This is a genomic window from Lysobacter firmicutimachus (assembly GCF_037027445.1).
GTDB classification, from domain to species: domain Bacteria; phylum Pseudomonadota; class Gammaproteobacteria; order Xanthomonadales; family Xanthomonadaceae; genus Lysobacter; species Lysobacter firmicutimachus.
On record NZ_JBANDL010000002.1, the window covers coordinates 3,295,702 to 3,320,138 of the forward strand.

Genomic DNA, 24,437 nt, shown 5'->3' on the forward strand with positions numbered 1-24,437 from the left:
CGACGAAGGCTCGAATGTCCGCCAACTCTCGTTCACGATCCTGAGCGCCGATCACAAATCGCGCGCCTTGGCGTTTCGAACGCGATGACCGGACCGATCCGGTCGACGAACGCGATCGCGCTTGCGGCACGGTGCGCAGCCTGACCGTGCGCATCGCCATACTTCGTTTGCCGATCCGCCGCACCTATCGAAACTGACAGTAGCCAAACGCGGCCGCCCCGGCCGATGCTCGCCGGGCCCACACATCGTCATCCTCGCGGCGCCCGGGACGCAGCGTCGCGATCGTTCGGACCGCGTCCGGGAACCGGCCGCCACACGGCCCCATCGCCCACGACGGGCAATCAAGGAGAGCATCGATGTTGAAGCGTGCAAGCAAGCTGTTGGGCATCTGCGCATTCTGTTTCGGCGCGGCGTTTTCGATGAGCGCGTTCGGCGCCGGCGGCTGCCAGTCGTGCTGGGACAACTGCCAGGTGCAGTTCGACCAGTGCATGGATTCGGGCAGCCCGGCCTACGTCTGCCAGACCAACTGGCGCCACTGCGGCCTGTCCTGCGGCTGCGACATCCCCTGAGCCCGATCCGGCGCGGGAGGCCGCGCGCCTCTCGCGCCGTCGCGCGGCAGCGTGCTGCGGCGCAACGAAGCCGTATCGCGCCGCGGCGGCCGGCAACCACGCCGGCCGCCGCGGCGCACGCAACAGCCGACTGCGTCGCGGATCGCCGCGACCGCCGTCGCGAATCGGTGCGGCGGTGCTATAAACGCAGAGCCCGCCGACGGGCACAGGGAGCAAGCGCGATGTTCGAGTCAGGCCGGATCGCCGACGCCACGGGTCGTGTGCGCAGTCTCCGATCCATCCTGCCGCACGCCGCCACCGCGACGCCCGCAACGGCGCCGCCCCTCGCCCCTGACTCCACCACCCGCCGGCGCGCCGACGCGCCGGCTTCTCTTGAGGACAAGGAATGAGCTTCAAGTCGATACTCGGCACCATCGCCATCGTGGTCGTGGCGCTCGCGCTCGGCGTGGGCGCCGGCACCCTGGTCAAACGCACCGGCCTGATCGGCGACGGCGGCAACGGCGGCGCGATGGTGGAACAAGGCGATTACTCGCAGGTCTATGCCAATGCCGGCGGCGAAGTGGTGCTGTACTCGCTGTCGACCTGCCCCTTCTGCCACAAGGCCAAGGAACTGCTGCAAAAGCAGAACGTGCGCTTCGTCGAGCGCGTGATCGACCAGGACGAAGCCGCACGCAAGGAAGCCGACGGACTGAAGATCAAGAGCGTGCCGGTGATCTACGTCGGCAACCAGAGCCTGCACGGCTACGACGAGGCCAAGCTGGTCGAAATCCTGGCCGCGCACGCCAAGAGCGCCAAGCCGGCCGCCTGAGCCGGCCGCCTGAGCCGGCGCGCGCCTCGCGCCCCTGCGGGCCGCCGCGGACCGCGGGGCCCGCTGCGCGGCGAGGCCGCGGCTGCGTCGCCGCACGGGCCCTGCCTGGCCGCACCGCTATGTCGCCGGCGGCCTCAGGCCAGCCAGCGCAAGCCGAGTGCGAAACCCGCCCCCAGCGCGGCGCCGCCGATCACTTCGGCCAGGCGATGCCGGCGCATGCGCAACCGCGCCCAGCCCAGCAAGGGCAACGACGCCAGCCCGATCGCCGCCGCCGTCGGCGCCAGCGGCCACAATGCGACCGCCGCGAAACTCAGGCTGGCCATGTGCAGCGACAGCTTGATCCAGCGATTGAGCAGCGCGGCCGCGACCAGCATCGCCGCGACGGCGACGATGCCGTGGCCCAGCACTGCGGCGCGGCCGCGCATCCACCACCAGACCAGCGCCAGCACCCACAGCAAGAGCAGATAAAGCACCGGCCGCTCGCTCGGATGCGAGGCATCGACCGTGCTCCAGCGGCCGCTGCGGTGACGCTGCCAGACGAACAGCCACACCACCGCCACCGCCGCGCCGACCGCGGCCATCGCCGCGGCGAACGCCTGCGGCACCAGCGCGCGCACGCCCAACACGGTCAGGGCCAGGAACACCGCGAAGGGGTGCAATGCGATCGACACCGCGCGCGCCAGCGCGAACGCCGCGCCGGCGTCGGCGCGGCCGCCGTCGCGCGGGCCGGGCACCGGGTTCACGCCGCGTCCAAGGCCTCGGACAGCCGTTCGACCGCGATCACTTCCATCTCGCCGATGCGGCCGCCGCGCGGCGTGTTGCCCTTGGGCACGATGGCGCGCTTGAAGCCGTGGGTCGCCGCTTCCTTGAGCCGGTCCTCGCCGTTGGGCACCGGCCGGATCTCGCCGGACAGGCCGACCTCGCCGAAGGCCACGGTCTGCTCGGCCAGCGGCTGGTCGCGCAACGAGGACAGCACCGCCAGCAGCACCGGCAGGTCGGCGGCGGTTTCCTGCACACGGATGCCGCCGACCACGTTGACGAACACGTCCTGATCGCCGACCGCGATGCCGCCGTGGCGGTGCAGCACCGCCAGCAGCATCGCCAGCCGGTTCTGCTCCATGCCGACCGCGACCCGGCGCGGGTTCGACAGCGGCGATGAGTCGACCAGCGCCTGCACCTCGACCAGCAACGGCCGGGTGCCTTCGCGGGTCACCATCACGCAGCTGCCCGGCTGCGGCCCGCGGCTGCCGGAAAGGAAGATCGCGGACGGATTGGGCACCTCGCGCAGGCCTTTGTCGCTCATCGCGAACACGCCGAGCTCGTTGACCGCGCCGAAGCGGTTCTTGAACGCGCGCAGCACGCGGAAACGGCTGCCGCTCTCGCCTTCGAAGTACAACACCGCGTCGACCATGTGCTCGAGCACGCGCGGACCGGCGATGCCGCCTTCCTTGGTCACGTGGCCGACCAGGAACACCGAGGTGCCGGTCTCCTTGGCGTAGCGCACCAGCCGCGCCGCGCTCTCGCGCACCTGGCTCACCGAGCCCGGCGCCGCGCCCAGCTGCTCGGTCCACAGGGTCTGCACCGAGTCGGCGACGATCAGCGCCGGCCTCATCGAGGCGGCGTGCTCGAGAATGCGCTCGACGCAGGTTTCGGCCAGCGCATGCACACCGTCCAGCGGCAGGCCCAGGCGCGCGCCGCGCCCGGCCACCTGCGACAGCGATTCTTCGCCGGTCACGTACAGCCCGGGCATGCTCTGCGCCATGCGCACGATCGCCTGCAGCAGCAGGGTCGACTTGCCGATGCCCGGGTCGCCGCCGACCAGCACCACCGCCCCGGGCACCAGGCCGCCGCCGAGCACCCGGTCGAACTCGCCGATGCCGGTGCCGACCCGCGCCTCTTCGCTGTGGCGCACGTCCTTCAGCGCGGTCACCGCCGGCGCGTCGGCGCGGCCGGCCCAGCCGGCGCGGCGCGAGGCGGCAACGCTGGCCCCGGCGCCGGCCTTGGCCGCGGGCTCGACCACGAATTCGCTGAGCGTGTTCCAGGCCCCGCATTCGCCGCACTGGCCCTGCCACTTGCTGTAGTCGGCGCCGCACTCGGCGCAAACGTAGGCGGTGCGGGCCTTGGCGGCGGCGGATTTGAGCGGGGTCTTGGACATGGCGGACGGCAACGGCACGGGCGAAGCCGCACTTTAGCCGCTGCCGGTCGCAGCGCGCGAGACCGGCAGGCGCGGTCGCGGCAAAGCCTTACCCGGCGTCGGGCCGGATCGCCGCGGCGAGCGCCGGTCCGCGAAACGGACCGGCCTGCGGCTCAGGCCGCCATCGGCTGGTTCGGCCGGTGCTGTTCGGGATAGATCGCCTGCAGGTGCTGCTGCGGCATCGCCAGCAGACCGCTGACATCGTTGGAGGCGACGATGCTGTAGCCGCGCGCGTCGATGTCGTTGGCGATCGCATGCCAGTCCAGCTTGGGCATGGCCATGCGGGTGTCGATGGTCCAGCCGAAACGCAGCGCACCGAGCGCCTTCATTTCGTCCAGGGGCAGCCAGCTGTCGGACGGCGCGACCACATAGCCCTCGTCGTCGCCCACTACGAATACGTCTACGCGCATTTTTGTCGGTGCCTTTGCTGTATGCGTTGCAAGCCGGCGCATGGTGTCGATCCACCCGATAAAAAGGAGTGAAGAAGGAATGGCCAATTGGTGAATCCAGGCAGCCGCCTGAATGATGGATGCCGATTCAATGCAGACATGTGACAAGGCCGGCGGAAGCGTAGTGTGACCGTCGCGGCTCTCACCGGCCGCGACGGCGCGCGCCGCGCAGATGCGGATTCATCGTTCGCAACCGCCGATGAACCGGCGGCGGACGCAGCGCGCGCTGCCGCATGCCTGCCGGCCTGCGGCGGGACCGTCGCCGCGGCCGGTGCGCACGCCGCCGCAGCGCATCGCGGCGGCGTGCGCCCGCTCCCCTCACTCGATGCAGCTCTCGATCCGGGCGCGGCCGACGTCGAGAAATTCCGCCAGCGCATCCAGGTGTTCCGGGTGGTCGCGCAGCCGGGCTTCCTTCGGCGCGATCACCACCAGCTCGAAGCGGCTGAGGTAGGTCGGGTTCTGCACCAGTTTGTAGCCCCAGGTCAGGCCCGAGCCGGCGACTTTGCCGGTGCCGGTATCGAGCGCGTACTCGGCGAAGCGAGTGGCGGTGGGGCTGTCGAGTACTCCTTCCGACAGCCCGTCGGCCGCCTCGCGCGGCGTGTCGATCAACCAGCATTCGGTCGCCGCCAGGCGCCGTACCGGCTGCCCGGCGTAGTGCGGCGAATGTGCGCCGATGAACATGTTGGCCTCGCCGTACAGGCAACGCCCCAACAACGAGGCGCCGGGCTCCGGCTCGCGCTTGTGCACGCTCCAGCGCCCGGCCTGGGCGTGCGCGAACAACGCCACAGGCGACTGGATCAACTGGATCAGGCCGACCGCACTGGAATGCAGCGCCGCGCGCGTGTACGACACCCGGCCGTCGATTCCGTACTCGACCGCGGCGCCGGTCGCGAACACGTTCTCAGGCGCAGCGACATAGGGACGCAAGCGCAACCCGAACTTGCCGACTTGGTAAACCTGCTCGGAACCGTAGTGGCTCATGGGCGCGCCCGCCGTGGAAGTCGAAGACTCGGCCCGGCCGTCCAGGAATCGGGCACCTGGACGAGTCCGACCGCACTCCGCCTTAGCTAACGCCTGAGGCACACGGACGTGAATCGTGCGGACGGCGAGGGCCGCTGCGAACGGCGGCAAAGCTTGGCCGCATTGCCGCGACGTTCAGCCGAGCATTCGCGGGCGTGCCACGGTGCGGTTGACGATCAGCGGCGTACCGCGGAGACGGTGCAGCGCCGATCGACCGGCACCCGATGTCCGAATCGGCGGTCGATGCCGGCTCTGCGCCCGTCGGTCGTCCGCTGGACGCGCGCCCGGGGGCCGGAACGCTCGCTATCGTTCTACCGGCGATCCGCCGCAGCCGGTTCGCCGCTGCGGTATTCGAAGCGCACCTCGCGCATACCGTCCTTCACCTGCGGCAGCGAAGGCTCCGCGCCGGTGCAGCCACGGTAGAGGCGACCTTGCAAGGCCATGGCCAGCGTCTGCAGCTTGACTGCATCGACCTGCGACCCATCGCGCACCACGACGCGATCGGGCAGTACCCAGGCCACCGCGTTGCCCTCCACGGAAGACGTCGCCAGCGCTTTCCGCGGCGCTCGCGCGCTCTGGGCCAGGGTTTCGACCGGCGGCGGCGACCAGCAGCTGCCGCTGCTGCCGATGTCCAGCCGCGCCAGCATGTCGCGCGCGAGCTGCTCCAGCGCCTGGCGCACCTGGGCTCGTCCGTATTTGGCGGTCTCGGCGCTGTAGCGAAACTTGATGGCATACATCCGATCCACGGCGAACACCATCGCCGAACTGAGCGCCTTGCCGTCGCGGACATAGGCGAAATCCAGCGCATAGGCGGCGATGCCCTCGTCCGCGGCGCTGAGGCCGGGCCCGAGCCCGCCGCCGTCGTCGTGCTCGATCGGCACGGAGAATCTGCTCAATGCCGTCATATCCTGCGGACCGGCCATCGACTTGCCCCAGGTATCGAGCAACGCCTGGCGTTCGGCCTCGGCCATCTTCGCCGTATCGGCAGCGGACGACACGCCGACGGGATAGAAATACACGTCGATCCAGCCGCTGTCGTCGCCAACGCGCTCGAACCGCACCGAAGCGCCGGCCTCCTGCCGGTCGTAACGCTTTTCCGCCCGCATCTCCCACTCGCCGGAACGAAGCGGATACACCACATGCGAGTGGCGAAGGAAACCGCCCAGAAAGGCCGGGCTGGACGGCTCCGGCACGGCCGCCGATCCGCTCGGCGCGGCGGCGGCCGCCTCCGCGCTGCCGCAGTTCTGCTCCACCTTCGGCGCCAGATAGGCCCGCAGCGTGCCCGCCTCGCGCTGGGCGATCAACGCATCCAAACGCGGCACCTTCGCCCTTGCATCCCGGGCGACGAATGCGGCGTAGGCGCGCAACGCGCTTTCGACCCCCGCCACTTGCTTGGCGAGCTCGCCGGCGTCGGCGCCGGCTTCGATCTGGAATGCGGCATTGCCGTAAATCATCTGCACCAACAGCTCGCTCTCGTGCGGCACGCCATCGCCGCCCGCGGCGGCGAAATCGAGCAGATCGCAAACCGCGATGGAGTAGTCGCGCGTCTGGATCGCCCATCGGGTCAGCCATCGGCGAAGTTCGGACGCGTCGGCGCGGTCGGGTGCCGCCTCCAGCTCGCGGGTGTATCGCACGACCCGCGCCTCGTCCGATTCCGACGACACTGCCGCTGCGGCGCCCGGCATCTGCGCGCCGGCGCCCGCCGAGGCGAGCAGCAAGGAAAATGCCAGCCCTGCGTGCAGCGCAAAGCCGCCCAATCGGTGCGATGTCATTTTGTTCGTCCTTGCCGGCGCGGGCCGCTGTCCCGTGCGGGAGATTATCGATGGATGCTCGGTCGCGAGCCTGACCCGCGGCATCGGCGCTCGTATTCCGTACGCGCCAAACAAAAAGGGCCTGCAGTCCGGACGGACAACGCAAGCCCTTGATTTTATTGGTGCCGGAAACAGGAGTCGAACCTGCGACCTACGCATTACGAATGCGCCGCTCTACCAACTGAGCTATTCCGGCGAAGGACGGCAATTCTAGGCGGCCGGGGCTTGAGCGGTCAATTCTGGCGGCAACAGGTTCGCGTCGCCTCGCCCGCGATCGGACTCGGCGATAAGCGAAGCTGGCCAGCCTCCGCCCGCTCCTCAGGCCACGACGGTCACAGCCCGCAGGGCGACGGCAAAGCCGGGCTCCGCTCTTTCACGCGATCGACGTGCGCCACGTTCCGGGCCCGCAGGCCGGCGACTTTCGCCTCCACCTCGGCGCTGGCCAGGGCGACATCCTGCTGGAAGAACACCCAGTCGATGTCCTCCTGGTACTCGCGCAGTTCCGGGGAATCGACCGGGCCCAGCGAGCCGTCCGCGCCCTTGGGCATGAACCACAGGTTGAAGTTGATCGACATGAAGTCTTCCGGGTACACGGCGCTGCTGTGCTCGGAGAACAGCTGGCCGTCGACGTAGTAGCGGACCTTGTCGTCGGCGACCGTCAGCACCAGGGTGCGCCAGCCGGCGTAGCTGCCCTGCTTGCGCGAGAACTCGTTCACCTTGGTCCACGGCTCCAGTTGGAACGTTTCCCAAGTGGTGGTCCACATCGCCGGCATGGTGTTTTCGCCCCAGCCGCCATTGGGCAGATATTCGAAATCGGTCTCGCTGTAGTCCTTGTCCATCGGCGCCTTGAGCGGGCTGATGGCGTAGAAGGTCTGGATCACCTCGTCGCCGTCCGGGCCGAAGCTCGGCGCATCGCGGAAGAAGATCCGCGCGGCGTAGGTGCCTTCGCGATACTTGCGCGCGTGGCAGAACTGGGTGTGGCGGGTGTTCTCGCCCGTGCCGTCGGTGACCGAGCTCATCCTCACCGCGCCGGCCTGGGTATCGGGAATGTCCGAGTGGAACGACAGGCCTTGCGCGGACCAGGTCGCGCCCTTGATGCCCGGATGGCCGGTTTCCGTCCTCACCTTCCAGCCGTTGGCCTGGAGCGCGGCCAGATCCGGATAGCTGAAATCGTCGAAAAAGACTGCGTCCGCCGCCGGCGCCGGCTGCGGGGCCGACGTTTGCGCGGGTTCGGAGGCCTGTCCGGCCGGGGCGCCGGTGTTCGAATCGCAACCGGCGACGGCGATGGATGCAGCGACGATGCTCGCGAGGAAAGTACGGTGCAGCCCCATGGTGTCGTCCTTTGTCGGTGACCGGTCGATGGCGATAGATCGAGCGGAGCAATCTCCCGCACAGAAGACAACGTTGTCAAATCGAGACATCGAACGACGCGAGACCGCCGATTCCGGGCGAACCCGAGCGCCCTTCCCTTCGCCGCGGCCGGGCCGCCGGCGCTACAGGTCCCAGGCGTTCCCGGCCAAGATTCGCCCGGTCAGCGCGGTCCCCGAGCGAGGCTGCAAGCGGAGGATGTCGCCGTCGGCTTCGACGCCGAAGCACTCGTTCGCGGTGAATTCCAGGCGCCGCACGCTGGCGGGCACGTCGCTCAGGCACAGCAGCCCCAGGTCGTCGCGCAGCAGCCATTGCAGCGGACGCACGGTGCCGGCCGAGCCGGCGCCGCGCAGCGCGACCCGGCCCTCGCCGTCGGGCAGCAAGCGAATTCCGCGTTCCCGCTCCGGCCGGTCGCGATGGCGCACCACCAGGGTCTGCCCGACCAGCCGCGCCCGCAGCCGCCGGGCGGCCTCGCGGGCCGGGGCCGACAGCCGGCGCGGGTCGCCGGCCAGCACACGGCCGTACGCGCCGCCACCGTTGCTCATGCGCCAGGCCATGCGATCGCCGGTGAGCCGGACGCTGCGGCAATCGCCCTGCTCGGGCGAGCGTTCTTCCACCCCGATGCACAGGCCGCGCTCGGGCGTGAAGGTCCATCGGAACGAGCGCAGCGAGGCGCCGGCGATGCGATCCGCGCTATTGCCGGGGTCCGGCACCAGCATCTGCCCGCGGCCGCCGGGCTCGAAACGGTAGGCGCCGGATTCGGTACCGCTTGGTCTGTCGTCGCCCAGCACCGCTACGACGAAGGTGCGGCCGATCAGGGCTTCGACCGCGTCCCGTCCGGCGAGCGCGCGCACCGGACGCTGCAGCCAGCGCTGCTCCAGGTTCCAGGCATCGCCGGCCAGCACCTGTCCGGTACCGGCGCGCCCGTCTTCGCCGGTCCAGCTCGCCCGGTCGCCGTCGACCGCGACGACGCGGCAATCGGCCTCGCGGTAAGAACGTTCGGGGGCGTGGGTACAGAACCGGCCGTCCGAGCGCGAATACCACTTCAGCGGTCGCGGCGGTCCGATCCGATCGCCGTCGCGCGACGCGCTCCAGCCGCTGCCGTCGTAGGCGAAGAAGCTGGCCGTATGCGCTTGCACGCCTGCGGCTTCGACCAGGGTGTTCTCGGCCAGGGCGTAGACCGGCGCGATCGCCGCGCCGGGGGCGCGCTCGGCGGCGTGCAGCAGCGGCACGGCCGCAGCCAACAATGCCGCCATCGGCCGGCGCATCGCGTCGAACATCGGTCCTCTCCCTGGGCCATCGTGGTCGCGCCGCCGGTGCGGCGCCGATCGCGGCATTCTGCCGCCTGGCCGCTCCGCGGGGAAATCCGGCCTGCGGGTTGGGGCGATTCTTTGGCTCTTGCTTTTGCCAATCCCTAATCCCTAATCCCTAATCCCCAATCCCCAATCCTCAATCCACCAACTGCAGGCGCAATTCCTTGGGCAGGGCGAACACCATGTCTTCCGGTTCGCCGTCGAGTTCGGAAACCCGCTCCGCGCCGAGTTCGCGCAGGCGCTCGATCACCCCGCGCACCAGCACCTCCGGCGCGGACGCGCCGGCGGTGATGCCGATGCGGCGGCGGCCTTCGACCCACTTGGGATCGATCTCGACCGCACCGTCGATCAGATGCGCTTCGACGCCGTCGCGCTCGGCCAGTTCGCGCAGACGGTTGGAATTGGAGCTGTTCGGCGAGCCGACCACCAGCACCAGGTCGCAGTGCTGGGCCAATTCGCGCACCGCGTCCTGGCGGTTCTGGGTGGCGTAGCAGATGTCGTCCTTCTTCGGCCCCTGCAGCGCCGGGAACTTGGCGCGCAAGGCCTCGATCACGCCGCGGGTGTCGTCGACCGACAAGGTGGTCTGGGTGGTGTAGGCCAGATTCTCCGGCTGATCGACCACCAGCCGGGCGACGTCGTCGGCGTCCTCGACCAGATAGATCCGGCCCGAACCGGCCTCGCGCCGCCACTGGCCCATCGTGCCTTCGACTTCCGGGTGGCCTTCATGGCCGATCAGGACCACGTCGCGACCGGCGCGGCAATGGCGCGAGACTTCCAGATGGACCTTGGTCACCAGTGGGCAGGTCGCGTCGAACACCTTCAGCCCGCGCCGGTCGGCCTCGGCGCGCACCGCCTTGGACACGCCGTGGGCGCTGAAGATCACGGTCGCGCCGTCGGGCACTTCGTCGAGTTCCTCGACGAAGATCGCGCCGCGGTGCTTGAGGTCGTCGACCACGAAACGGTTGTGCACCACTTCGTGGCGCACGTAGATCGGCGCGCCCAGGGTTTCGATGGCGCGCTTGACGATTTCGATCGCGCGATCGACGCCGGCGCAGAAGCCGCGGGGGTTGGCGAGGATGACGTCCATGGGGGCGATTGTACTCCCGTCGGCAAGCGGGCGCTTTCGGCGGCCCGGCGGAAAGAAGCCGGGGGCGGGCAATCGGAAACGAGTCCGCCGTTCGCGGCCGACTCGTTTCTGCTTACTCGCTGCCCGCTTTCTCGGGCTTGCTGAACAACCCGTAAGCCGCGATCCCGATCGCGCCGGCGACGATCGCCGAGTCGGCGATGTTGAACGAGGGCCAATGGTAGTCGCGCCAGTACCACTGGATGAAGTCGACCACATGGCCGTGCATCAGCCGGTCGATCACGTTGCCGATCGCGCCGCCGATCACCAGGGCGTACGGCAGCGCGGTCTTCCAGTCGCCGCGGCGGGTGCGCGACAGCCAGAACCCGAGCAGGCCGCTGATCGCCACCGCCAGGACCATGAAGAAGTACTTCTGCCAGCCGCCGGCGTCGCTGAGGAAGCTGAAGGCCGCGCCGGTGTTGTAGCTGCGGTACCAGTTCCAGAACCCGTCGATCACCGGCACCGGCGTGTACTCGGGCAGCGAGGCCAGCACCCAGGCCTTGCTCCACTGGTCCAGGGCGATGACCGCGATCGAGACGATCAGCCACGGCAGCGCGCTCTTGTCGGGTCGGTGGGCGGTATGGGTCATCGGTGAGGCATCCGCAGAAAACGACTGAAAGGGTGGAGCTCGCAAGCGAGCGGCGAAAGCGGACCGGCCGTGCTCGCGCGCGCCCTCGGACGCGCGCGAGCACGGGGGCTCAGAACCAGCGCCGGTCCTCGCCCTCGCCGGCCACGTTGCTCACGCAACGGCCGCACAGCTCCGGATGCGCCGCGTCGGCGCCGACGTCGGCGCGGTAATGCCAGCAGCGCACGCACTTGCTCTTGGCGGTCGGCGCGGCCAGCACGGCGATGTCCTTGATGCCGTCGTCGGCGATCACTTCGACGTCGCCGCTGATGAACAGGAAACGCAGTTCGTCGGCCAGCGGCGCCAGCCAGTTCTGGTCGGCGACGCCACAGCGCAGCGAGATCTCAGCCTCGAGCGCGGCGCCGATCTCGCCGGCGGCGCGCATCGGCTCCAGCACCTTGGCCACGCCTTCGCGCAGCGCCAGCAGGCGTTCGAAATCCTCGGCCGACAAGGGCGCATCGGCCGGCAGCAGGGCCAGGCCGTCGTACCAGGTCGCGAACAACACGTTGCCGGCGCGCGCGCCGCGCTCGGTGGCCGCCGGCAGATGGCGCCACATCTCGTCGGCGGTGAAGGCCAGGATCGGCGCGATCCAGCGCACGAAGGCCTCGGCGATGCGGTACATCGCGCTCTGCGCCGAACGCCGGCCGAGCGAGTCCTCGCGCATCGTGTACAGGCGGTCCTTGGTCACGTCCAGGTACAACGACCCCAGGTCGACGCTGCAGAAATTCGACAGCAGCTGCACGATCTCGGCGAAGTCGTAGCGCTCGTAGGCCGAAGCGATGCGGTCCTGCAGTTCGGCGGCGCGATGGACGATGTAGCGGTCCAGCGCGACCATGTCCTGCAGCGCGACCAGGTGGTGCGCCGGATCGAAGCCGCTGAGGTTGCCGAGCAGGAAGCGCGCGGTGTTGCGGATGCGGCGGTAAACGTCGCCGTTCTGCTTGAGGATCTTGTCCGACACCGACATCTCGCCGCTGAAGTCGGTCGCCGCGACCCACAGGCGCAGCACGTCGGCGCCCATCGCGTCGATCACCTTCTGCGGCACGACCACGTTGCCCAGCGACTTGGACATCTTCTTGCCGTGCTCGTCGACGGCGAAGCCGTGGGTCAGCACCTGCCGGTACGGCGCCGCGCCGTCCATCGCCACGCCGCTGAGCAGCGCGCTGTGGAACCAGCCGCGGTGCTGGTCGGAGCCTTCCAGGTACAGGTCGGCCGGCTTGCGCAGGCCGTCCTGCGGCCGCTGCGCGAGCACGCACTCGTGGCTGGTGCCCGAATCGAACCAGACGTCGAGGATGTCGTTGACCTTCTCGTAGTCGCCGGCCTCGTCGCCGAGCAGTTGTTCGGCGGTCATCGCGTACCAGGCGTCGACGCCTTCGCGCTCCACCGCATCGGCGACCTGGCGCATGATCTCGACCGTGCGCGGATGCGGCTGGCCGCTCTCGCGATGGAAGAACAGCGCGATCGGCACGCCCCAGTAGCGCTGACGCGAGATGGTCCAGTCCGGACGCCCCTCGATCATGTTGTAGATGCGCGCCTCGCCCCAGCCCGGGATCCAGGTCACGCCCGGGATCGCCGCCAGCGCGTCGCCGCGCAGGCCGGCCTGCTCCATCGAGATGAACCACTGCGGGGTGGCGCGGAACACCACCGGCGTCTTGTGCCGCCAGCAGTGCGGATAGCTGTGCTTGAGCCGGCCGGCGGCGAGCAGCGCGCCGCCCTCGCGCAAGATCTGCAGCAGCAAGGCGTCGCTCTTGAAGATGTGTTGGCCGGCCAGCACGTGCTCGCCCACGCCCGGCGTCGACGGCAGGTACTTGCCGCGGCCATCGACCGGATTGATCTGGGCCGCGCTGTAGCGCTCGATCAGGCCGTACTTCAGCGACACCGCATAGTCTTCCTGGCCGTGGCCGGGCGCGGTGTGCACCGCGCCGGTGCCGGCGTCGGTGGTGACGTGGTCGCCGAGCAGCACCGGGATCTCGCGATCGGCGTAGAACGGATGCCGCAGGCGCAGGCCTTCGAAAGCCTCGCCCTTGTGCGAGGACCAGTCGCGGGTCTCGACGCTGTGGCCCTGCTTGAGCGCTTCCGGCGCGGTGATCGCGGCGAGCACGCCGCCGATCAGTTCGCTGGCGACCAGCAGGTACTCCGGACGCTGCGCCGACTCCTTGAACAAGGCCGCTTCGCTGGGCTCGATCCGCACCAACGAGTACTCGACCTGCGGCCCCATCGACACCGCCAGGCTGGCCGGCAGGGTCCACGGCGTGGTGGTCCAGATCGGCACCGACAGGGGCGCGCCGTCGTCCTCCAGGCCGAACACCTCGAACACGCGCTTGCGGTCGAGCACCGGGTAGCGCACGTAGATCTGGGTCGATTCCTTGTCCTGGTATTCGATCTCGGCCTCGGCCAGGGCCGAGCCGCAGTCGAAGCACCAGTGCACCGGCTTGGAGCCGCGCACCAGATGGCCGCGTTCGACGATCTTGGCCAGCGAACGCATGATGTCCGCCTCGTAGCGGAAATCCATGGTCCGATAGGGATTGTCCCAGTCGCCGATCACGCCCAAGCGCTTGAAGTCGCGGCGCTGCAGCTCGATCTGGCTGGCCGCGTATTCGCGGCACTTGGCGCGGAACTGGGCGGCGTCGAGCTTGTCGCCGACCTTGCCGAACTCCTTCTCGACCTTGGTCTCGATCGGCAGGCCGTGGCAGTCCCAGCCCGGCACGTAGGGCGCGTCGAAGCCGGCCAGCAGCTTGGACTTGACCACGATGTCCTTGAGCACCTTGTTGACCGCGTGGCCGATGTGGATCTCGCCGTTGGCGTAGGGCGGGCCGTCGTGCAGGACGAAGCTGCGCTCGCGGTCTTTGACCTGTTCGCGAATCCGCTGGTACAGGCCCTCGCTTTCCCAGCGCGCCAGGGTCTCCGGCTCGCGCTTGGGCAGGTCGCCGCGCATCGGGAACTCAGTCGCCGGCAGCAGCAGGGTCGCCTTGTACGGGTTGGCGGGGGCGGATTGGTTCGGATCGTTGGTCACAGCGGGTCTCAGGCAGGTGGGGTCGCGGCCGCGCGCACGGCCGGCGACGGCGCGCCGACGCGCGGAGCGTCCAATCGCAACAGCGCGCGGGCCTGTTCGGCGTCGCGGTGCATTTGCTCGGTCAGGGACGGCAGATCGGGGAACTTCAGTTCGGGACGCAGGTGGGCGACGAACTCGACCTCGATCCTGCGACCGTACAGGTCGCCGTCGAAATCGAACAGGTGCGCTTCCAGCAAAGGCTCGACCCCGGCCACGGTCGGCCGGGTGCCCAGGCTCGACACCGACGCCCGCGGACGGTCGCCGACGCCGTGCACCCAGGTCGCGTAGATGCCGGACAGGGCCGGCGTCTTGCCGGCGAAGCGCAAGTTGGCGGTGGGAAACCCCAGCGTGCGGCCGAGCTGCTGGCCGCGCACCACCCGCCCGCCGATCGCATAGGGACGGCCCAGCCAACGCGCCGCGGCGGCGAAGTCGCCGGCCAGCAGCGCCTCGCGGATGCGGGTGCTGGACACGCGCTCGCCGTCGAGCAGCACCGGCTCGATTTCGTGCGCGGAAAACCCGCCCGCCTCGCCCATCCGCCGCAACAGCGCGATGTCGCCGCCGCGGGCCTTGCCGAAGCGGAACTCCGGGCCGACCCAGACTTCGCGCGCGCCGACGCGCTCGATCAACACCCGGCGCACGAAATCCTCGGCGCTGAGGCTGCTGAGCGCGCGGCCGAAGCGCAGCAGGCCGACCCGGTCCACGCCCAGGTCGAGCAGGCCCTGCGCCTTGGCGCGCGGCAACAGCAGCCGCGGCGGCGGAGCGGCCGGGGCGAAGAACTCGCGCGGCAGCGGTTCGAAGCTCAGCGCGACTGCACCGAGGCCCTGCGCCCGCGCGCGCGCGATCGTGTGGCGCACCAGCGCGCGATGCCCGAGGTGCAGGCCATCGAAGGCGCCGATGCAGACCACACTGCCGTGCGGGCAGACCTGCCCGCCTTCGACGTCACGAAACAGCCTGCTCATTGGATCTGGCGTGGGGACCCGGGCCGGCCGGGTTCAGCTCGAAGGATGAACCCGGAAGTATAGCCGCCGGCCGCGACTCTCAACGGTACGGACTGCGGCGGCACGCGCGGGCTCAATGCCCGCGCAGATCGCGCGGACGGATGCCCTGCAGCCACAGCGCCGCGCCGTAGGCCGCGCCGCCGGCGCCGACCACCACCGCCAGCTTCCAGGCCCGCTCCCACCACGGCCAACCGGTCCAGCCGGTCCAGACCCACAGCAGCGCCAGCACCACCGCGCTCAGGGCCAGGCTGGCGACAGCGATCTGGCGCAGGAAGCGGCCCCAACCGGGCTGACGCCGATACACGCGGGCGCGGCGCAGATACCAGGCCAGTTGCAGCGCGTTGACCCAGCCGGCGATGGCGATCGCCGCGGCCAGGCCGGCATGCGCGCCGGGCACCCGCCCCAACGCCTGGGTCAGGCTCGCCCCGGACGCCAGCGCGGCGCGGCCGGCGTCGGTGCAGTACACCGCGGCCAGCAACAGACCGACCGTGCTCAGCAGGTTCACCGCCACCGACACCACCGCGGCCTTGACCGGGGTCTTGGTGTCCTGGCGCGAATAGAACGCCGGCGCCAGCACCTTGACCAGCAGGAACGCCGGCACCGCCAGCGACTGCGCCATCAGACTGAGCCGGATCATCGCGGTGTCGCCGGCATTGAGCCGGCCGTACTGGAACAGCGCGGCGATCAGCGCCTCGGCGCACAGCACCAGGCCCAGGCAGGCCGGCACGCCGATCAGCAGGCACAACCGGAATCCCCAATCCAGGCCCTTGGAATAGCCTTCGCTGTCGGTCGCGGCATGGCGCTTGGACAGGTGCGGCAGGATCACCGTGCCGATCGCGACCCCGAACATGCCCAGCGGAAACTCCAGCAGACGGTCGGTGAGATACAGCCAGGTCACGCTGCCGGCGATCAGGAACGAGGCCATCGCGGTGTTGAGCAGCAGATTGAGCTGGGCCACCGACGAACCGAACAGGGTCGGCACCATCAACCGCATGATCTTGCGCACACCCGTATGCGCCCCGCCCCAGCGCGGCCGCGGCAGCAGGCCGAGCTTGGCCAGCGCCGGCAGCTGGAACGCCAGCTGCAGCACGCCGGCCACGAACACGCCCCAGGCCAGGGCCAGCACCGGCTCGATCCCGAGCGGGGCCATGACCGTGCTGGCGCAGATCGCGGCGGCGATCATCGACAGGTTCAGCAGCACCGGCGACAGGGCCGGAATGGCGAACTTCTCGTAACTGTTGAGCACCCCGCCGACCAGCGAGGCCAGGGAGATGAACAAGGCATAGGGGAACGTGATCTGCAGCATTTGGGTCGCGAGGCGGAACTGCTCGCTGCCCGGCTCGAAGCCGGGGGCGAACACCGCCATGACCCAGGGCGCGGCGAGGATCACCGCCGCGGTCAGCACCAGCAGCGCCGCCGCCAGGGTGCCGGTGACCCGGTCGACCAGTTCCTTGACCGCGGCCTGGTCGTGCTGCTGCTTGTATTCGGCCAGGACCGGGACGAAGGCCATCGAGAACGAGCCCTCGGCGGACAGCCGGCGCATGAAGTTCGGAATCCTGAACGCGACAAAGAACGCGTCCATGGCCGGGCTGGCGCCGAATTGCCAGGCGTAGACCTGGTCGCGGACCAGTCCCGAAACCCGGGAAATGAAGGTCATCGCGCTGAACACCAGCGACGACCGCAGCAGCCCCCCGCCCCGGCTCATCGGCGGCCTCCACTGGAGTTGACGCAACCCACTGAATCGGCCATACTTTTGGGTCTGATTTTCCGCAACTGCGATTTCAACCGTAGTTCCTCGTCCAGTTTCATCACGCTTTCAACCAAATAATTCCAGGAATCCACCCGTGGCAAACATCAAGTCCGCCAAGAAGCGCGCCAAGCAGACTGTCGTGCGTAACGCCCGCAACGCCAGCCAGCGTTCGATGCTGCGTACCGCCGTCAAGAAGGTGCTGAAGGCCCTCGGCGAGAACGACGCCGCCGGTGCCAAGTCCGCGTTCGACGTCGCTCAGCCGATCCTCGACCGCTTCAGCGCCCGTGGCCTGATCCACAAGAACAAGGCCGCTCGCCACAAGAGCCGCCTGGCCGCGCGCATCAAGGCGCTGGCCACCGCCGCCTGATCCGCCGCCCATCCGGGCAGCGCGACGCAAAAACCCGGCCTCGGCCGGGTTTTTGTTTGCCCGATGCTTTTGCGCCCCACCCTCTGCCGCGCAGGCGCAAGCCGCCATCGTCGCGACGCATGCGCGACGAACGCCGACGCCCCGCCGAAGAAGCGCCGAGGCCGGCACCGCATGCCGCATCGCCGCTCTCGGTGCAGCGGAGTCGAAGCCGGGCGCGACGACGCCGCGGCGCGCGATGCGCCGCGACGGAGACGACGGATTGGAGCGCCGAGCCCGAGGCTCAGGGCACATGGCCGCCGGCGGCGTTCGCGGCCTCCAGGGCCTCTTCGCGCTGGCGGTCGAAGAACGCCATCACGTCCTTCATGATCGGCCAGGTCCCCTCGCGGCCGATCGCCGACACCAGGTACCAGCTGTCTTTCCAGCCGAGCTCGTCGATCACCGCCTGGGCCGCGGCCTGCCGCTCCTCTTCCAGCAACAGGTCGGCCTTGTTGAGGACCAGCCAGCGCGGCTTGGCCAGCAACTCGGGGTCGTGCTTGCGCAGCTCGCTCTCGATCGCGCGCACCTGCTCGGCCGGCGACACACCCTCCACCCCGCCCTCCATCGGCGCGATGTCGACCAGGTGCAGCAGCAGACGAGTGCGCTGCAGATGACGCAGGAACTGCGCGCCCAGACCGGCGCCGTCGGCGGCGCCCTCGATCAGGCCCGGAATGTCGGCGATCACGAAGCTGCGGTGCGCTTCGACGCTGACCACGCCCAGGTTCGGATACAAGGTCGTGAACGGATAGTCGGCGACCTTCGGCGTCGCCGCCGAGACCGCGCGGATCAGAGTGCTCTTGCCGGCGTTCGGGAAGCCGAGCAGGCCGACATCGGCGAGCAGCTTCAGCTCGAGCTTGAGCTCGCGCTCTTCGCCCGGCAGGCCCGGCAGCGCCTTGCGCGGGGTGCGGTTGACCGAGCTCTTGAAGTGCATGTTGCCGAGCCCGCCCTTGCCGCCGCGCGCGACCAGCAGGCGCTCGCCGTGCGCGGTCAGATCGCCGATGACCTCGTCGGTCTCGACATTGGTGACCACGGTGCCGACCGGCACGGTAATGACCAGATCCTCGCCGCCCTTGCCGTACATCTGCCGGCCCATGCCGTTCTCGCCGCGCTTGGCGCGGAACTGCTTCTGGTGGCGGAAATCGACCAGGGTGTTGAGGTTTTCGTCGGCCTGCAGATACACGCTGCCGCCGTCGCCGCCGTCGCCGCCGTCCGGCCCGCCGAGCGGGATGAACTTCTCGCGACGGAAGCCGACGCAGCCGTTGCCGCCGTTGCCGGCGATGACCTGGATTTCAGCTTCGTCTACGAGTTTCATTGGAGTGGCAATTCGGGATTGGGGATTCGGGATTCGTAAAAGCAAAAGCCTGCCGGAAACATTGTAGGGACACGGGCGCGGAGAATCGCTCTGCGAATCCCCAATCCCGAATCCCCAATCCCGGCCAAAAACGAAAAGCCCCGCCGAAGCGGGGCTCCTCGCGTCGCGTCGCGCCGGAATTACTCGGCGGCGACGATGCTGACGGTGCGGCGCTTCTTCGGGCCCTTGGTCGAGAACTCGACCTTGCCGTCGATCAGCGCGAACAGCGTGTGGTCGCGACCCAGGCCGACGCCGCTGCCGGCGTGGAACTGGGTGCCGCGCTGGCGCACGATGATGTTGCCGGCTTCGATGGCCTGACCGCCGTAGATCTTCACGCCCAGGTACTTCGGGTTGGAGTCGCGGCCGTTGCGGGTGGAACCTACGCCCTTTTTATGTGCCATGGCTGCTGCTCCTTACTTGTTGTCGCCACCGGCGATGCCGGTGATCTCGATTTCGGTGTAGTGCTGACGGTGGCCCATCTGCTTGCGATGGTGCTTGCGGCGGCGGAACTTGACGATGCGCACCTTGTCGGCGCGGCCGTGGCCGACGACCTTGGCGGTGACGCTGGCGCCCTTGAGCGCGTCGCCGATCTTGATGCCTTCGCCGTCGCCCAGCATCAGGACGTTGTCGAACTTGATTTCGCTGCCGGCTTCGACGTCCAGCAGCTCGACGCGGAGCGTCTCGCCTTTCATCACGCGGTATTGCTTACCGCCGGTGACCAGTACTGCGTACATGACCAGATTCCTCTGTAGTTATTTTGGTCCTGTCGGCCCGGACCGGGCGGACAGAAGCGGAATTTTAGTGGAACTCCCCGCCCCGGGTCAAACCCGGGAGTCTCCGGATCACACTACCCGGGAAAAAACCCTTGTAAAAAAGCACACTTACGGCGTTTTTGCGACCGTTCGTCCGCCCTCCGCCACCGTTTGGTAAAAAGCCCGTCGCCGCCCCCTTCAGCCCCCCTGCCCCGTGATACATCGGCGGCGCGCATCGGGGTTCGTGATGCGCATCCCACCTTTATGGAAAGCACTATGCGCATCGACCTTCTGAACTCCCTTGTCGGCGACGTCGCCCACCGCTTCGGCCTGAGCATGGACCAGGCCCGGCAACTCGCCGGCGTGCTCATCGCCCTGATCTTCGACGAGAAGCGCGGCGGTTTCGCCGGCTTCGTCCATCTGTTCGAGAGCAAGGGCCTCGGCAGCCTGGTGCAGTCCTGGATCGGCACCGGGCCGAACCAGCCGATCAGCGCTCCCCAGGTCGAGCGGGCGTTCGGCGCGCCGCTGATCGGCGCCATCGCCGGCAAGCTCGATGCCCCGGTGCCGGCCACCGCCGGCGCGATCGGCGCCCTGCTGCCGGGCCTCATCAACGAGCTGACCGAGGGCGGCAAGGCCCCGACCGGCATTCCCGAAACCCTGCGCTACTGGGTGGCCAGCATCGCCGACTGGCTCGGCGACCTCGGTCGCTTCGGCTGGGGCGCCCTCGCCGCGGGCGCGGCGGCGGTCGGCGGTGCGGTCGCCGGCGGCGTGCGCGCGGTCGGCCACGCCGCCGACACCACCGTCGACGCGGCGGCCGGCGTGGCGCGCAAGACCGGCCGCGGCCTGGCCGCGTTCCTGCCCTGGCTGATCCTGCTGCTGGCCTTGCTCGCGGCCCTGGCCTGGTTCAAGGGCTGCCAGCGCCAACGCGAAGCCGCGGCCGACGCCTCGGTCTCGACCAGCGCCCCGCTCGGCGCTGAGCCGGCCGCGACCGCGCCGGTCGCGCAAAGCAACGCGCGCTTCAGCTTCGAGAACGCCGAAGGCAAGGCCCGCATCGGCGGCCAGGTCGCCAGCGAGGCCGAAAAGACCAAGCTGCTCGATGCGATCAAGGCCACGTTCGGCGCCGGCAACGTCGAGGGCGACCTGGTCGTCGACGCCGGCACCGCGCCGGCCGGCTGGCTCGATCGCCTGATCGCCTTGCTGCCGGACCTGAAGGCGCGCGGGGTCAAGCTCGGCTTCGACGGCGACAAGATCGACATCGACACCTCCGCGTTGCCGGAAGCCGAGCGCTTCGCCCTGTCGCAGAAGCTGCGCAGCGGCTTCGGCGGGTTCGAGATCAGCGGTCTGTGGGACCAGGCGATGGCGGCGCTGTCTTCGCTCAAGGCCGGCTTCAGCGCCGACGACCTGGTCAAGGCGCTGAACCTGTCGGCGATCTACTTCGACACCGGCTCGGCCAGCATCACCCGCGACAGCTACGAAACCCTGCGCAAGGCCGCCGAAGCGATCAAGGCCGCACCGGCCGGAACCCGCATCGAAGTCGGCGGCCACACCGACGCCACCGGCGACGCCGCCGCCAATCTGCAGTTGTCGCTGGAACGCGCCAATGCGGTCACCGCCAAGCTGGTCGAGCTCGGCGTGCCCGGCGAACAACTGGTGGGCAAGGGCTACGGCCAGGACAAGCCGATCGCCGACAACGCCAGCGAAGAAGGCAAGGCGCGCAACCGCCGCATGGAATTCACCGTGCTGCGCTGAGCCGCGCATGCGCCGGCATCGCATCGATCGGTAGCCGGCGCGCGATCGCTGGTACCGCAGAGGGCGCCGCAAGGCGCCCTCTGCATTGGGGCGGACAGCGCATTCCCTGACGATCGACAGCGCATGCGCCTGCGCGACAGCGCAGACGCGCGCACCGAGATGTTCCCGCACGGACGCGGTTCGCGCCGCCGATCCGCTCGTCGCTCGCCGCCGCGCCGTCGGCTTGCGACGGATACGCCTAGGGTTTCCCCTAGATCGCCGTCGATCGCTTCGTCGACGCATCGCGCAGCGCGCTTCGCGGAGACGTTCGAGCGCACTCGCACGAGACGACGCAGTTCACAGATCCGAAAGAAAATTAGGCGATCCGGAAAAAGATTCGCGCCTTGTCGCCGCATCCTGACGGCCGCGAAAACCCCTTGTTTTCTCCTGTTCAAACGACGCCCGCGCGAGCCCGCGTTGCGCGCCCGATACGTCGCGGTGTGCGCTCAGTCGCATTCATGCGCGTTACACGATTTGCATGACACTTGCACGCGACCGAGAAGCTCCATTAGCTTCGGTCGCGAGCGACTTGCAAGGGGTCGCGCGACAAGGAACAGCGGCATCGAAGGCGCCCGCACGACCCGGGCGACGATGCGGCGGTCGCGTTGTCTCGGGGACTTCCTGCACGTGGCCCGATAGCCAGACCGCCATTCCGCATTGCGCGCGCAAGCACCGCTTGCGCGCAAGACGACGCACTCCGACGTGACGATTCCGCGCAGCGATGCGCGGCTACGGGCGCGTGCGTCCGCGATGCCATGCAGCCGCGACGGCGGCTGCGCAACGCAAACCCGCGACGGCGCGGATCCGTAGCGCCGCCGCGGTCCAAGGCCCGACGCTGATGGGGATGCGAAGGGGATCATGCACAACGAAGATCAAGGATGTTTGTCATGACTCGCAAAGCTCGTTCGTTGAAATGGACCGCGTTGGCCCTGGCCACCGCGGTCGTGGTCGCACCGGTGGCCTACTCCGGCGGCAAGCTGCAGGCCTTCAACAAGGTCCACGGCCCGGCCGCGACGACGTCGAAGAAGGCGGTTAAGAAGGCTGCCGCCGAGACCTACAACCGCTTCATCGTGACCCGCGCGCCCGGCGCGAACGCCAAGCTCAGCGCCGCCGCGGTGAACCAGCAGTACGCCGACGCCGCGACCAAACTCGGCATCGCGATCCGCCCGCTGCGCACCCTGGCCACCGGCGCCAGCCTGATCCGCACCGACAGCAAGCTCAGCGCCGCCCAGGTCAAGGACCTGGCGATCGAGCTGATGAAGGACCCCAGCGTGATCGCGGTCGAACCGGACGTGCGCGTGCAGCGCCTGGCGGTGCCGAACGATCCGGGCTATGCCCAGCAATGGCACTACAAGAACGGCCCCGGCGGCCTCAATCTGGAACCGGCCTGGGACCTCAGCGACGGCGACGGCATTGTGGTCGCGGTGCTCGACACCGGCATCACCCCGCACAGCGATCTGAACGCCAATATCGTGCCGGGCTACGATTTCATCGACCTGGATCCGGACGGCACCGACGCGACCGCGGTCGACGGCGACGGCCGCGATCCGGACCCGAACGATCCGGGCGACTGGCACGACGGCGAATGCAACATCTTCGGCATCCCCGAAGACAGCAGCTGGCACGGCACCCACGTCGCCGGCACCATCGCCGCGGTCAGCAACAACAGCCTCGGCGTGGCCGGCGTGGCCCACGGCGCCAAGGTCCAGCCGGTGCGCGTGCTCGGCAAGTGCGGCGGCTGGTCGTCGGACATCATCGACGCGGTGACCTGGGCGTCCGGCGGCACCGTCGACGGCGTGCCGGCCAACCCGACCCCGGCCGAAGTGATCAACCTCAGCCTCGGCGGCAGCGGCGCCTGCAGCGTGGCCTGGCAGACCGCTTTCGACGGCGCGCGCGCGCGCGGCACCACCGTGGTGGTCGCGGCCGGCAACTCCGGCGCCGACGTGGACGGCTTCTCGCCGGCCAACTGCAACAACATCGTCGCCGTATCCGCGGTCGGCCCGACCGGCGCGCTGGCGAGCTACTCCAACTTCGGCGTCAAGGTCGACGTGGCCGCTCCCGGCGGCACCGGCGCGGCCCCGGCCGCCGACAACATCCTGTCGACCCTCAACCTGGGCACCCAGGGCCAGGCCGGCGAAGGCTATGCCTGGATGGCGGGCACCTCGATGGCGGCGCCGCACGTCGCCGGCGTGGTCGCGCTGATGCAGTCGGCGGCGCCGTCGCCGAAGACCCCGGCCGAGATCGAGAAGATCCTGGTCAACACCGCCCACGTCGGCGGCCTGCCGGGCGCCTGCAGCTGGGACAAGTACTGCGGGTCGGGCATCGTCGACGCCCGCCTGGCGGTCGCCGTCGCCGCCGGCAGCGAACCGCTGCCGCCGGATCCGCAGGCGCCGGAACCCGAGCCGCCGACCGAGCTGGAGAACGGCATCACCGTGACCAACATCGAGGTCGCGGCCAACGGCACCGTCAAGTACCAGCTGCTGGTCCCGAACGGCGCCTCCAACCTGCTGTTCGCCATGTACGGCGGCACCGGCGACTCGGACATCTACGTCAAGTACGGCGCCGAGCCGACCAGCACGTCCTACGACTGCCGTCCGTTCACCGCTTCCAACAACGAGACCTGCTTCTTCCCGACCCCGAAGGGCGGCGTGTGGTACGTCCACGTGAAGGGCTACCGCGCTTCGGCCGGCATCTCGCTGTACCCCAGCTTCGTCGACGCGAATTGGCCGCGCCGGGTCGAGGCCAAGGCCAGCGCCCTGCCGAACCACCGCACCTCGGTCAACCTGTCGTGGGAGAAGGGCAAGAAGAACATCGACATCTACCGCAACGGCGCGATCCTCAAGACCGTGCGCAACACCGGCGCCAACACCGATACCTTCCGCATCATCGGCAGCGGCACCATGAGCTACAAGATCTGCAACAACCAGACCCAGGAATGCGCGGATCCGGTCGAGATCCAGTACAACTCCAGCAAGTGATCGCCGCCTAGGCGAGGCGAAGGGCCCGGATCGCCGGGCCCTTCGTTTTGCGGCCCCGCGCCGCCCTCACGAATTCCGTACCAGCACC

At 69.3% G+C, this 24,437-nt stretch carries 20 protein-coding genes and 1 tRNA gene; 5 read left to right on the forward strand and 16 right to left on the reverse strand.

The genetic code is table 11. From position 1 onward, the window contains the following. Positions 1–356: 356 nt before the first annotated feature. Positions 357–569 carry a hypothetical protein gene (locus V2J18_RS14310; protein ID WP_064750140.1) on the forward strand — a complete coding sequence of 71 codons (213 nt, stop codon included), beginning with the start codon at positions 357–359 and terminating at the stop codon, positions 567–569. A 385-nt stretch (positions 570–954) separates the two neighbouring features. Beyond that, positions 955–1,377, forward strand: a complete 423-nt coding sequence (locus V2J18_RS14315) for a glutaredoxin family protein (RefSeq protein WP_336132088.1) — start codon at positions 955–957, stop codon at positions 1,375–1,377. A gap of 134 nt (positions 1,378–1,511) precedes the next feature. Here the strand turns inward: V2J18_RS14315 and V2J18_RS14320 are convergent, their stop codons facing one another. From V2J18_RS14320 to murJ, 13 genes are all read right to left on the reverse strand, one after another. Then, a complete protein-coding gene (locus tag V2J18_RS14320; RefSeq protein ID WP_336132089.1) occupies positions 1,512–2,120 on the reverse strand; it encodes a hypothetical protein in 609 nt (202 codons plus the stop codon). Continuing rightward, on the reverse strand, positions 2,117–3,532 hold the full coding sequence (gene radA / locus V2J18_RS14325; RefSeq protein WP_336132090.1) for a DNA repair protein RadA: 1,416 nt from the start codon (positions 3,530–3,532) through the stop codon (positions 2,117–2,119). Before radA ends, V2J18_RS14320 begins: the two co-directional genes overlap by 4 nt. A 152-nt stretch (positions 3,533–3,684) precedes the next feature. After that, on the reverse strand, positions 3,685–3,981 hold the full coding sequence (locus V2J18_RS14330) for a hypothetical protein (protein WP_141233643.1): 297 nt from the start codon (positions 3,979–3,981) through the stop codon (positions 3,685–3,687). A 357-nt stretch (positions 3,982–4,338) separates the two neighbouring features. Next, positions 4,339–5,001 carry a hypothetical protein gene (locus tag V2J18_RS14335; RefSeq protein ID WP_336132091.1) on the reverse strand — a complete coding sequence of 221 codons (663 nt, stop codon included), beginning with the start codon at positions 4,999–5,001 and terminating at the stop codon, positions 4,339–4,341. A gap of 350 nt (positions 5,002–5,351) precedes the next feature. Continuing rightward, entirely contained in the window at positions 5,352–6,812 is a 1,461-nt protein-coding gene (locus V2J18_RS14340) for a hypothetical protein (protein WP_336132092.1), read from the reverse strand. Between the two features lie 159 nt (positions 6,813–6,971). Then, a tRNA-Thr gene (locus tag V2J18_RS14345) sits at positions 6,972–7,047 on the reverse strand. A gap of 136 nt (positions 7,048–7,183) precedes the next feature. Then, positions 7,184–8,182 carry a glycoside hydrolase family 16 protein gene (locus tag V2J18_RS14350; protein WP_336132093.1) on the reverse strand — a complete coding sequence of 333 codons (999 nt, stop codon included), beginning with the start codon at positions 8,180–8,182 and terminating at the stop codon, positions 7,184–7,186. A gap of 162 nt (positions 8,183–8,344) precedes the next feature. After that, entirely contained in the window at positions 8,345–9,499 is a 1,155-nt protein-coding gene (locus V2J18_RS14355; protein WP_336132094.1) for a hypothetical protein, read from the reverse strand. Between the two features lie 169 nt (positions 9,500–9,668). Continuing rightward, positions 9,669–10,619 carry a 4-hydroxy-3-methylbut-2-enyl diphosphate reductase gene (ispH, locus tag V2J18_RS14360; RefSeq protein ID WP_064750131.1) on the reverse strand — a complete coding sequence of 317 codons (951 nt, stop codon included), beginning with the start codon at positions 10,617–10,619 and terminating at the stop codon, positions 9,669–9,671. Positions 10,620–10,731: 112 nt separating this feature from the next. After that, positions 10,732–11,244, reverse strand: coding sequence for a signal peptidase II (gene lspA / locus V2J18_RS14365; protein ID WP_336132095.1), 513 nt, complete (start codon positions 11,242–11,244; stop codon positions 10,732–10,734). Positions 11,245–11,353: 109 nt separating this feature from the next. After that, positions 11,354–14,212 carry an isoleucine--tRNA ligase gene (gene ileS, locus V2J18_RS14370; RefSeq protein ID WP_064750174.1) on the reverse strand — a complete coding sequence of 953 codons (2,859 nt, stop codon included), beginning with the start codon at positions 14,210–14,212 and terminating at the stop codon, positions 11,354–11,356. Between the two features lie 86 nt (positions 14,213–14,298). Next, positions 14,299–15,288 carry a bifunctional riboflavin kinase/FAD synthetase gene (locus V2J18_RS14375; protein ID WP_064750129.1) on the reverse strand — a complete coding sequence of 330 codons (990 nt, stop codon included), beginning with the start codon at positions 15,286–15,288 and terminating at the stop codon, positions 14,299–14,301. 112 nt (positions 15,289–15,400) lie between these two features. Further along, on the reverse strand, positions 15,401–17,032 hold the full coding sequence (gene murJ / locus V2J18_RS14380) for a murein biosynthesis integral membrane protein MurJ (protein ID WP_336132096.1): 1,632 nt from the start codon (positions 17,030–17,032) through the stop codon (positions 15,401–15,403). Between the two features lie 139 nt (positions 17,033–17,171). On the opposite strand from murJ, the gene rpsT reads away from it, so the two are divergent. Further along, complete coding sequence (gene rpsT, locus V2J18_RS14385) at positions 17,172–17,444, forward strand: 30S ribosomal protein S20 (protein ID WP_064750127.1); 273 nt, start codon at positions 17,172–17,174, stop codon at positions 17,442–17,444. Between the two features lie 280 nt (positions 17,445–17,724). Here the strand turns inward: rpsT and cgtA are convergent, their stop codons facing one another. From cgtA to rplU, 3 genes are all read right to left on the reverse strand, one after another. Continuing rightward, positions 17,725–18,792, reverse strand: a complete 1,068-nt coding sequence (gene cgtA / locus V2J18_RS14390; protein WP_336132097.1) for an Obg family GTPase CgtA — start codon at positions 18,790–18,792, stop codon at positions 17,725–17,727. A gap of 179 nt (positions 18,793–18,971) precedes the next feature. After that, positions 18,972–19,232: a 50S ribosomal protein L27 gene (gene rpmA, locus V2J18_RS14395; protein ID WP_064750125.1), complete on the reverse strand. Its 261-nt coding sequence runs from the start codon at positions 19,230–19,232 to the stop codon at positions 18,972–18,974. Between the two features lie 12 nt (positions 19,233–19,244). After that, on the reverse strand, positions 19,245–19,565 hold the full coding sequence (rplU, locus tag V2J18_RS14400; protein WP_336132098.1) for a 50S ribosomal protein L21: 321 nt from the start codon (positions 19,563–19,565) through the stop codon (positions 19,245–19,247). 294 nt (positions 19,566–19,859) lie between these two features. Between rplU and V2J18_RS14405 the strand changes: the two genes are divergently transcribed. Together V2J18_RS14405 and V2J18_RS14410 are read left to right on the forward strand one after the other, a co-directional pair. After that, positions 19,860–21,332 carry an OmpA family protein gene (locus tag V2J18_RS14405; protein WP_336132099.1) on the forward strand — a complete coding sequence of 491 codons (1,473 nt, stop codon included), beginning with the start codon at positions 19,860–19,862 and terminating at the stop codon, positions 21,330–21,332. Between the two features lie 926 nt (positions 21,333–22,258). Further along, the gene (locus V2J18_RS14410; protein WP_336132100.1) at positions 22,259–24,349 is read left to right on the forward strand and encodes a S8 family peptidase; all 2,091 of its coding nucleotides are present in this window, start codon (positions 22,259–22,261) and stop codon (positions 24,347–24,349) included. The last annotated feature ends 88 nt before the right edge of the window (positions 24,350–24,437 follow it).

Coding starts and splice junctions, on each gene's coding strand:
- V2J18_RS14310 (WP_064750140.1), top strand. CDS start 357: ATGTTGAAGCGTGCAAGCAAGCTGTTGGGCATCTGCGCATTCTGTTTC.
- V2J18_RS14315 (WP_336132088.1), top strand. CDS start 955: ATGAGCTTCAAGTCGATACTCGGCACCATCGCCATCGTGGTCGTGGCG.
- radA (WP_336132090.1), bottom strand. CDS start 3,532: ATGTCCAAGACCCCGCTCAAATCCGCCGCCGCCAAGGCCCGCACCGCC.
- V2J18_RS14330 (WP_141233643.1), bottom strand. CDS start 3,981: ATGCGCGTAGACGTATTCGTAGTGGGCGACGACGAGGGCTATGTGGTC.
- V2J18_RS14335 (WP_336132091.1), bottom strand. CDS start 5,001: ATGAGCCACTACGGTTCCGAGCAGGTTTACCAAGTCGGCAAGTTCGGG.
- V2J18_RS14340 (WP_336132092.1), bottom strand. CDS start 6,812: ATGACATCGCACCGATTGGGCGGCTTTGCGCTGCACGCAGGGCTGGCA.
- V2J18_RS14350 (WP_336132093.1), bottom strand. CDS start 8,182: ATGGGGCTGCACCGTACTTTCCTCGCGAGCATCGTCGCTGCATCCATC.
- V2J18_RS14355 (WP_336132094.1), bottom strand. CDS start 9,499: ATGTTCGACGCGATGCGCCGGCCGATGGCGGCATTGTTGGCTGCGGCC.
- ispH (WP_064750131.1), bottom strand. CDS start 10,619: ATGGACGTCATCCTCGCCAACCCCCGCGGCTTCTGCGCCGGCGTCGAT.
- lspA (WP_336132095.1), bottom strand. CDS start 11,244: ATGACCCATACCGCCCACCGACCCGACAAGAGCGCGCTGCCGTGGCTG.
- ileS (WP_064750174.1), bottom strand. CDS start 14,212: ATGCGCGGCGACCTGCCCAAGCGCGAGCCGGAGACCCTGGCGCGCTGG.
- V2J18_RS14375 (WP_064750129.1), bottom strand. CDS start 15,288: ATGAGCAGGCTGTTTCGTGACGTCGAAGGCGGGCAGGTCTGCCCGCAC.
- murJ (WP_336132096.1), bottom strand. CDS start 17,032: ATGAGCCGGGGCGGGGGGCTGCTGCGGTCGTCGCTGGTGTTCAGCGCG.
- cgtA (WP_336132097.1), bottom strand. CDS start 18,792: ATGAAACTCGTAGACGAAGCTGAAATCCAGGTCATCGCCGGCAACGGC.
- rpmA (WP_064750125.1), bottom strand. CDS start 19,232: ATGGCACATAAAAAGGGCGTAGGTTCCACCCGCAACGGCCGCGACTCC.
- rplU (WP_336132098.1), bottom strand. CDS start 19,565: ATGTACGCAGTACTGGTCACCGGCGGTAAGCAATACCGCGTGATGAAA.
- V2J18_RS14405 (WP_336132099.1), top strand. CDS start 19,860: ATGCGCATCGACCTTCTGAACTCCCTTGTCGGCGACGTCGCCCACCGC.
- V2J18_RS14410 (WP_336132100.1), top strand. CDS start 22,259: ATGACTCGCAAAGCTCGTTCGTTGAAATGGACCGCGTTGGCCCTGGCC.